Source organism: Lactobacillus sp. HMSC08B12 (genome assembly GCF_001808415.1).
Taxonomy (GTDB): Bacteria; Bacillota; Bacilli; order Lactobacillales; family Lactobacillaceae; genus Lactobacillus; species Lactobacillus delbrueckii.
Genome location: NZ_KV793152.1, coordinates 1 through 8,472, shown reverse-complemented (window position 1 = coordinate 8,472; position 8,472 = coordinate 1). Strand labels below are relative to the sequence as shown.

The 8,472-nt window shown below is 48.7% G+C and carries 8 protein-coding genes; 7 read left to right on the top strand and 1 reads right to left on the bottom strand.

Annotated elements, in window-relative coordinates; all coding sequences use genetic code 11:
* The first annotated feature begins 41 nt into the window (after window positions 1–41).
* The 7 genes from coaE to HMPREF3168_RS10640 all read left to right on the top strand — a co-directional run bounded on the left by coaE (window position 42) and on the right by HMPREF3168_RS10640 (window position 6,417).
* Window positions 42–626 (top strand): dephospho-CoA kinase, encoded by a 585-nt coding sequence (coaE, locus tag HMPREF3168_RS04850; RefSeq protein WP_003614424.1) that lies wholly within the window; start codon window positions 42–44, stop codon window positions 624–626.
* A gap of 13 nt (window positions 627–639) precedes the next feature.
* A complete protein-coding gene (gene nrdR, locus HMPREF3168_RS04845; RefSeq protein ID WP_003614428.1) occupies window positions 640–1,107 on the top strand; it encodes a transcriptional regulator NrdR in 468 nt (155 codons plus the stop codon).
* A gap of 3 nt (window positions 1,108–1,110) precedes the next feature.
* Window positions 1,111–2,445 (top strand): DnaD domain protein, encoded by a 1,335-nt coding sequence (locus tag HMPREF3168_RS04840; RefSeq protein ID WP_003614427.1) that lies wholly within the window; start codon window positions 1,111–1,113, stop codon window positions 2,443–2,445.
* Window positions 2,446–2,455: 10 nt separating this feature from the next.
* Window positions 2,456–3,379 carry a primosomal protein DnaI gene (gene dnaI / locus HMPREF3168_RS04835; RefSeq protein WP_003614430.1) on the top strand — a complete coding sequence of 308 codons (924 nt, stop codon included), beginning with the start codon at window positions 2,456–2,458 and terminating at the stop codon, window positions 3,377–3,379.
* A 300-nt stretch (window positions 3,380–3,679) separates the two neighbouring features.
* The gene (gene thrS, locus HMPREF3168_RS04830) at window positions 3,680–5,611 is read left to right on the top strand and encodes a threonine--tRNA ligase (RefSeq protein WP_070488740.1); all 1,932 of its coding nucleotides are present in this window, start codon (window positions 3,680–3,682) and stop codon (window positions 5,609–5,611) included.
* A gap of 185 nt (window positions 5,612–5,796) precedes the next feature.
* On the top strand, window positions 5,797–6,120 hold the full coding sequence (locus HMPREF3168_RS10645; RefSeq protein ID WP_070488737.1) for a hypothetical protein: 324 nt from the start codon (window positions 5,797–5,799) through the stop codon (window positions 6,118–6,120).
* A gap of 57 nt (window positions 6,121–6,177) precedes the next feature.
* A complete protein-coding gene (locus HMPREF3168_RS10640) occupies window positions 6,178–6,417 on the top strand; it encodes a hypothetical protein (RefSeq protein ID WP_003615629.1) in 240 nt (79 codons plus the stop codon).
* 376 nt (window positions 6,418–6,793) lie between these two features.
* Here the strand turns inward: HMPREF3168_RS10640 and HMPREF3168_RS04810 are convergent, their stop codons facing one another.
* Window positions 6,794–8,194 (bottom strand): ATP-binding protein, encoded by a 1,401-nt coding sequence (locus HMPREF3168_RS04810; RefSeq protein ID WP_003614423.1) that lies wholly within the window; start codon window positions 8,192–8,194, stop codon window positions 6,794–6,796.
* Window positions 8,195–8,472: the final 278 nt, after the last annotated feature.

Here is an 8,472-nt window from a genome sequence, read left to right as displayed (position 1 = left end):
TATCAAGATTTAGCAAGTTTTATGATTCGGTAAAAGATTAGATGCCTTTTTATCTGGGACTGACCGGCGGGATTGCCACGGGCAAGTCGACCGCCAGCCGGATATTAAAAGAGCTGGGCTGCCAGGTCATCGACAGCGACTTGATTGCCCACCAGCAGGCCGAAGTGGGCCAGGTCTCCTGGCAAAGGATCTTAGAAGAATTCGGGCCGGACTTCTTCAATGAAGATCGGAGTCTTAACAGGAAGAAGCTGGGCCAGTATGTCTTTGCCAATCCTAAGGCTTTAGCCAAATTGTCTGAAATTACCCAAGGCGAGGTCTTAAAAGAAGTTCAAAAGCAGATGAAAGACAGCCAGGCTTCTGTTTGCGTCATCGATGTTCCCCTGCTCTTTGAGGCTGGCTGGCAGGACTACTTTGACGCTGTCCTCTTGATCGCGGTCCCGGAAGAAGTGGAACTGGACCGCTTGATGAAGCGGGACTCTTTAAGTGAAGCAGAAGCTAAAAGGCGGATGCAGGCCCAGCTGCCCTTAGGGGAAAAACGCCTGTTGGCTAGCTATGTCCTTGAAAATACTGGTACAATAGAAGAATTAAGAGATAAATTGAGCAATCTGCTGAAAACTATCGCGTGAAAGGAGCTTCACAATGCTTTGTCCAAATTGCCATCAAAACGCCTCCCGGGTTATTGACTCCCGGCCAACTGACGAAGGGCGGACCATCCGCCGGCGGCGGGAATGCGAAAACTGCGGCTACCGCTTTACGACTTTTGAACGGGTGGAACAGTCACCCCTTTTGGTGATCAAGAACGACGGCACCAGAGAGGCCTTCAGCCGGGAAAAGATCCTGAACGGGGTGGCGGCTGCCTGCCAGAAGCGGCCGGTAAGCAGCGAGCAGCTCAACAAGCTGGTCGACAATGTTGAAAACCGGATCCGGGCTAAAGGAGTCAGCGAAATCTACTCCAAGGAAATCGGGGAACTGGTCATGGACCAATTAGCCGACATCGACGACGTGGCCTACATCCGCTTTGCCTCCATCTACCGCCAGTTCACTGACATGTCCAGCTTCATGAAGACCATGGAGGACATGATGGACCGGCACAGCAAGGCCAAGTAGTCCATGTACGAAAATTCCAATCCCCGCCTCAGGTACGTCGTTTTAAATGAGCTGGCCGACCAGTCAGGGCAAGGGCAGGTCTTAATCAAGCTCTACCAGCCCTTGATCGGGGCTTTAGGGGTTGCCCTCTACCAGACCCTGGTCCAGGACTTTGATCCTTACCGGTCTTTGTCGGCTTCAAGTGCCCTGTACAGCCTGCAAGAAGACCTGGACTGCAGCCTCCGCCAGCTCTGGCGGGCCCTGCATAAGCTGGAAGCTGTGGGGCTACTCAAGACCTATGTCAGCCACAATCTCCGCTTGGGGGATATTCTGGCTTTTAAGCTGCACGCCGTGCCGGAGGCTAGTGAGTTTTTCAACACTTCGCTGTTAGCCAGCCTCTTAAAAGAAAAAGTTGGCGGGGTCCGCTTCAGCCAGCTGTCCCGGGAATTTGCCAAGCAGGCCCAGGTCAAGGAGCGGCAGCTGGACAACCTAGAAGAAGTTTCCGCTTCCTTTTTTGAAGTCTTCCGCCTGCCGGAAAATGAGGCCATCAATCCTTCTGAAGACGTCCAAAAGGCGGCTGAGGAAAATGCCGGCCAGAAGACGGAAGAAGCCCAGGTCAACTTAAAGCAGATCGACTGGCAGTATTTGAAAGACCGCTTCGCGACTTACCAGATCCCGGAAAGCGAGATCGACCGTCAGAAAGACGAAATCCGGTCCATCATGGAACTTTACGGCTTAAGCGAGGAAGAGTTTATCAACGAAACCCTGCCGACCCTGCATGGCAGCTACCAGCTGGACGCCGCGGCGATCAGAAAGAGCCTCAACTACAACTACAAGGCTGACCACCGCCGCAAGCAGGTAATCAAGCGTCAGGAAGAAAAGCAGGATCGGCCGAGCGTGGACCAGCAAGACCAGCAGCTTTTAGACCTGGTGAAGAGCAAGTCCCCGGTCAACTTCCTGGATGACATGAAGCGGGAAAAGGGCGGCTTTACCACTGCCAGAGAGCGGCAGATCGTCTATGATTTGCGGGAAAATGTCGGCCTGGAAATGGACTTGATCAATGTTCTGGTCTACACTTGCCTCAACTATCAGCCGGTTTTGACCCGGGATTTGGCCTACCGGATTGCCAACGATTGGCTGCAAAAGGGAATCACGACCCCGGAAGCCGCTATCAAGCACCTGCGCGCTGGGAAGAAACAGGCCCAGTCAGGGCAAAAGAAGAACTACCCGGCATATTCAGGCAGCCGGCGGCTTGAACAGGGGACTGACTGGAACAAGAAGCAGTTTATCCAGCCGGTCAATATTTCTGATGAAGACCTGCGGAAGATGCTGCAGGGGCCGGACAAGAAAGACAAGTAAGGGTGATTAGATGAGAGCAATTGGCGACATGTTGAGTGACGCGGCTAAGGCCGCGGCAGCCAAGAACGGGCAGGATTTTTCGGCGGAATCATTTGAAAAGATGAAAAAACAGGTCTTCGCTGACCCCGACGTCCGGGCCTTTCTGACGGCCCACCAGGACCAGCTGACTAAGGAGAGCGTGGACGCCAGCTTTGCCAGCCTCTATGAATACTGCCGGCAAAAAGACAGCCACGACAAGGTGATCAGCGGCTATTTGCCCCAGCTTTTCATGGAGGGTCCTTTAATCGGGATCCGTTACCAGGCCAGCCAGGACAAGCAGCGCCGGGACAAAGAAGCAGCAGCCAAGCGGCGGATTGAGTTGATTGACCTGCCGGAGAAATTGCGCCGGGTCAAGCTGGCTGACTTGGACATGGCCGATGACCGCAAGCAGGCCTTGTTTGAAGTGGGGGCCTTTTTGCAGGCTTACCAGAGCAATCCCCATGCCAAGGGCCTCTATTTAAGCGGGGACTTTGGAGTCGGGAAGACCTACATTTTAGCGGGCCTGGCCAACCGGGTAGCGGAAATGGGCGGCAGGGTGATCTTTTTGCACATGCCGACCTTTATCGCTGGTTTGTCCAGCCACTTCGGTGACAACAGCCTGCAGACGGAAATCCAGCGCCTGGCGGCTTGCGATGTCTTGATTTTGGATGACATCGGGGCCGAGACCCTCAGTCCCTGGTCAAGAGACGACGTTTTAGGCGTGATTCTCCAGGCCCGGATGGACAATGACCTGCCGACCTTCTTCAGCTCCAACTTTGACATGAAGGCCCTGGAGAGCCACTTTAGCGCGACCAAGAACGCGGATGACCCGGTCAAGGCGGCCCGGCTGATGCAAAGGGTCCGCTATTTGGCTAAAGAAGTGGTGGTTTACGGGAACAACCGCCGCCTGCCTTAGATTTTTTGAAAAAAATGGCAAAAAAGCCTTGTCTTATTTGGGCAAGGGGGTATAATCGAAAAGTAAATAGAAGACATGATTCCTCCCGCTTCAGAGAGAGGGGCCCAGTTCTGAAAGCCCCCATTTGGGAGGAACCCCACCTTCTATGACCCCAAAAGATAAATGATAAGGTTGGACGCCGTTATCAGTCCAATAAGAGAGGCCGCTTTAGGCCTGAATTTTGGGTGGAACCACGATGATTAATCGTCCCGAGCATGTATTTGTGCTCGGGACTTTTTTGTTTTTGGAGGATTTAAACCAATGAGTTTTGCTTTGACTCTGCCAGATGGCTCAAAGAAAGAATTTGACGCAGCTGTTTCCGTTGCTGACCTTGCTTCCAGCATCTCAACTTCCCTGGCTAAGAACGCCGTTGCCGGCAAGGTTGACGGGGAAATCAAGCCCCTTGACTTTCAGCTGGACGCTGACCACGAAGTTGCCATTTTGACCAACAAGGACGCTGAAGGTTTGAGCGTCTTGCGGGCAACTGTTGCCTTCGTTTTGGAAGCCTTGGTTAAGGACAAGTACCCGGAAATCAAGCTGGGCCAGGCTGAAGTTTCAGAAGACGGCTTCTTCATCGAAACTGACAAGGAAGACCAAATCAAGGTTACTGAATTGCCAGACTTGGAAAAGGCCCTGCAAAAGGCTATCAAGAACGGCGAAGCCATTGAACACGTACAAGTAGCTAAGAGCGAACTGGCTGAAGCCTTCAAGGGCGACCCATACAAGAGCGAACTTTTGGCCAAGGAAGGCGACGTGGTTAACGCTTACAAGCTGGGTGACTTCGTTGACTTTGGCTTTAGCGCGCTTTTGCCAAACACTGGCAAGATCAAGAAGTTCAAGCTGTTGTCAGTAGCTGGTGCCTACTGGAAGGGCAAGAGCTCAAACCCAATGCTGCAAAGAATCTTCGGGACTGCCTTCTTCAAGGAAGCTGACCTGGAAACTGACCTTAAGCGGCGGGCAGAAATCAAGGAAAGAGACCACCGGACTATCGGCCGGGACCTGGATCTTTTCTTCGTTGACCCTAAGGTTGGGGCAGGTTTGCCATACTGGATGCCAAAGGGTGCCACTATCCGCCGGATCATTGAACGCTACATCGTGGACAAGGAAGTCGCAGCCGGCTACCAACACGTTTACACGCCAGTTTTGATGAACCTGGACGCCTACAAGACTTCCGGCCACTGGGCTCACTACCGGGAAGACATGTTCCCGCCAATGGACATGGGTGAAGGCGAAATGCTGGAATTGCGGCCAATGAACTGCCCATCCCACATCCAAATCTACAAGCACCACATCCGGTCCTACCGGGAACTACCAATCCGGATTGCTGAACTGGGGATGATGCACCGCTACGAAAAGTCTGGTGCCTTGTCAGGTCTGCAACGTGTCCGGGAAATGACTCTGAACGACGGTCACACTTTTGTAGCTCTGGACCAAGTTCAAGAAGAATTTGCTAGAACTTTGCAAATCATCATGGACGTTTACCACGACTTCGACATCAATGACTACTACTTCCGTCTTTCATACCGGGATCCAAAGAACACTGACAAGTACTTTGCCAACGATGAAATGTGGGAAAGAAGCCAAAGCATGCTGAAGGCAGCCATGGACGACATGGGCCTGGACTACGTTGAAGCTGAAGGTGAAGCTGCCTTCTACGGTCCAAAGTTGGACATCCAAACCAAGACTGCTTTGGGCAATGACGAAACCATGTCAACCATCCAACTGGACTTCATGCTGCCAGAACGCTTTGAACTGTCATACATCGGCGCTGATGGCGAAGAACACCGTCCAGTTATGATCCACCGCGGGATTGTCGGTACTATGGAACGCTTTATCGCTTACCTGACTGAAATCTACAAGGGTGCCTTCCCAACTTGGCTGGCTCCTGTTCAAGCTGAAATCATTCCAGTTAACCTGGACGCTCACTCAGACTACGCTAAGAAGGTTCGCGACGAACTGGTAGCCAAGGGCTTCAGAGCAGAAATCGACTTCAGAAATGAAAAGCTGGGCTACAAGATCCGTGAATCACAAACCCAAAAGGTACCTTACACTCTGGTGCTTGGGGATGATGAAATGAACGCTGGCACGGTTAACGTTCGTCCTTACGGGACTGAAGAACAAAACTCCGAAAGCCTGGCTGAGTTCATGGACAAGCTGAGCAAGGACGTAGCAAGCTACTCCCGCGAAGACTAATTCCTTCCTTATAAAATTGAACCCTTTCTGACATAAAAAAACATCCTGTCTCAACTCTGAGGCGGGATGTTTTTGCGTAAGAAATAGAAAATGAGATTTTATTGCTTAAAAGCGATAAAATCATTATTTACTGGTTGAAGACTTGGTAGTATCATAAAAGATGAAATAAATTCGGAGGAAGAATGATGAAAAAGTGTAAACGATATCTAACTGTCTTTTTTGTTACCATGATTACTGTAACAATTTTTTTGCCATTCAGTGCTGCTAGCGTAAGTGCGAAAACTAACTTGAATGAAGCGATGAGTTTACCTGACAAGAATATTGAGATTGACAAAAAGTATTGGTCTGATGAACGAATTGATCAACTTGCTGATATTTTACAAAAATCTCATCCTGAGTTTTCAAGGAACTACATTAAGGCGCTGATTCGAGATGAATTAAATGATGGACAAATCCCATCTGTATCTGTATTCAAGAGTCAAAAAACAATCTCCTCAAGATCCTCGTGAAAAGGGATTACCGTTGCACAGGCCGCCGCAGCAATTGATGTAATAATCAGTTTGCTTGTGGGTAGAGGTATAGATAAATTAACTGCAGCAGGGATAAAAGCTGCTGTAAAAAAAGTGGGTCGGAAAAAGTTGAGTAGATTGATTCGCCAAAAAATTATTAAGAAGTTTGGTACTGCAGGTGCTGTTACCAGTACATTTATTGATTATGCTTTGAATTACAATTCTCCAGGCACGATAATAGCGAAGTATTGGGATAAACACGATGCTTATCCTAACAATGGAAGGATTAATCTGTAGTGTTATGAAACAGATTTTCATGAAAGTTTTTTCGGTAACGTTAATTCTGTTTATTTTTGCTTATATAGTTGAGCAGCTAACCAATAGGAATAGCAACTACTGGAGTATCATTCCGATATCTGTCGTAGGCTTAGGCAGCTATGAACTCTTGAGAAGTGATTCTGTGTCTGATAGAGTAAAAAAGGTGATCAATATCATTACGGTTGTAGCTGCAGTCTTATTAGCAATAATTCTTGTGTATGTTGCATTACTATAAGAAAGCAAAACTGACATAAAAAACATCCTGTCTCAACTCTCAATGTCAATCCCTTAACTTAATGACATTGTCTCAACTCTGAGGCGGGATGTTTTTGCGTATGGGGTTCTATTTTTAGACTTACATCATGTCGAAGGTAATTAAGTGGCAGTCGACTTGCTGGGCAAGCTGCTGGCATTTATCAGTAAAGCCGGTCTTGGAGAACAGGTAGTAATTTTCCTTAGGAGTGGGGAAGAGGCTGCTTCGGTAGATGAGAGTTTCGAGGATATCCGCGGAGATCGGTTCGTTTTTCCACTTGCATTCGCCAAAGTAGCCGTTCAGCTTTTGGTCATCGAAACCGACAATGTCCATTTCGACTTGCTTCTTTTCCTTGGGATCCGGTCCCCACCAGTTGCCTAAGTTGACAAAAGGCTCTGGCACCAGGTCTGGATCAAACAGTTTGGACCAGAGGTATTCTTGGGAGAGTTTTTCAAATTCTGGTCCCATGAAGTGGGGGAGCTGCTTAATGATGTAGTCTAAAATTGGCTCGGTAATCCCCCGTTCGATAAAGCTGACCCGTTTGCCGACGAAAGTATACCAGAAGCGGAACATGCCATCTTTGATGGCATAGATGGTCTTTCGGCTTCTGGCTTTATCAAGTTCCGTAACCGGCAACCGTTTTTCGACAATGCCCAGGTCGATCAAATTGTCCAGGTACGGGCTAAGGGCTCCGCTGGCAATACCAGTTTTAGTTGAGATCTCTGACTGCCGGCTGGCCCCGGCCGCGATGGCACTGATGATGGAGCTGTAGCTTGCCGGCTCGCGGAGTTCTTGATTGAGCAGACTCATCGGCTCGTCATAGAGCATGGCGCTGGTGGTTAAGAAATTGTCCTTGATGTTCTCCCTAAGGGATTTTTTGGGAGACATCAGGGAGAGGTAGAGGGGAATTCCGCCGGTGATGGCATTGAGTTCAAAAACTTCTTCCTTATTTAATTGCGGGAAAAATTCTTCGGCATCATGCAGGCTGAAGGGTTTCAGCTTAAACTGGGCAGTTCTGCGGCCATAAAGCGGGCTCTTGTAGCCAAGGACCTGCTTTTCCATGAAGGGCATGGAGCTGCCGCAGAGGATAAGAAAGAGTTTGTTCTGTTTAAAATAATGGTCGATGTAGGATTGCAGCATTGAGCTGATTGGCGGATAGGCTTTCGCCAGGTAAGGAAATTCATCGATGACTAAGATTAAGCGGCCATTTTTCTCAGAGAGATGGACGAGGTATTTGAAGGCCTGCTCAAAGGAAGCAAAATTAGGTCCATCCAGATAGCTGGGATCTTCGTAGGCGTGAATCGCGTCAGAAAAACGGGCCAGGTTTTCCAAGGCGTTTTCTTCAAGACCAGTAAAATAGATGGCCCGCTTGCCTTTAAGAAATTGGTTGATCAAGCTAGTTTTCCCGATACGACGGCGGCCATAGATGACCGCAAATTGAAAGCTGTCTTCTTGATAGAGCTTATTCAAAGCTGTAAGCTCTTGATTTCTGCCGATAAACATTGAAACACCTCGTTAGCAATAATACAGTTTACAATATTATACTTTACAAGTTTACGATATACAAGTTTACGATATTGTTAATTGAGGGATGCACCCTGTCTCAACACTGAGGCGAGATTTTTTGCGTATACAAGGACATATTTCAGATGAATGATTGATAAAAGCAAATGGAGAGTTTCCTTGATCAGTATGGCTATATATGATAATTTCAAAAGAAAGCGAATTAAAGAGATGAGAAAAGGAGAGGGAAAAGGTTGTGACTGTTAAAAAGTATTAAT

What these genes read in the sequence shown, in the direction of transcription:
- nrdR (WP_003614428.1), top strand. Translation starts at nt 640, where the DNA reads ATGCTTTGTCCAAATTGCCATCAAAACGCCTCCCGGGTTATTGACTCC.
- coaE (WP_003614424.1), top strand. Translation starts at nt 42, where the DNA reads ATGCCTTTTTATCTGGGACTGACCGGCGGGATTGCCACGGGCAAGTCG.
- HMPREF3168_RS04810 (WP_003614423.1), bottom strand. Translation starts at nt 8,194, where the DNA reads ATGTTTATCGGCAGAAATCAAGAGCTTACAGCTTTGAATAAGCTCTAT.
- HMPREF3168_RS10645 (WP_070488737.1), top strand. Translation starts at nt 5,797, where the DNA reads ATGAAAAAGTGTAAACGATATCTAACTGTCTTTTTTGTTACCATGATT.
- thrS (WP_070488740.1), top strand. Translation starts at nt 3,680, where the DNA reads ATGAGTTTTGCTTTGACTCTGCCAGATGGCTCAAAGAAAGAATTTGAC.
- dnaI (WP_003614430.1), top strand. Translation starts at nt 2,456, where the DNA reads ATGAGAGCAATTGGCGACATGTTGAGTGACGCGGCTAAGGCCGCGGCA.
- HMPREF3168_RS04840 (WP_003614427.1), top strand. Translation starts at nt 1,111, where the DNA reads ATGTACGAAAATTCCAATCCCCGCCTCAGGTACGTCGTTTTAAATGAG.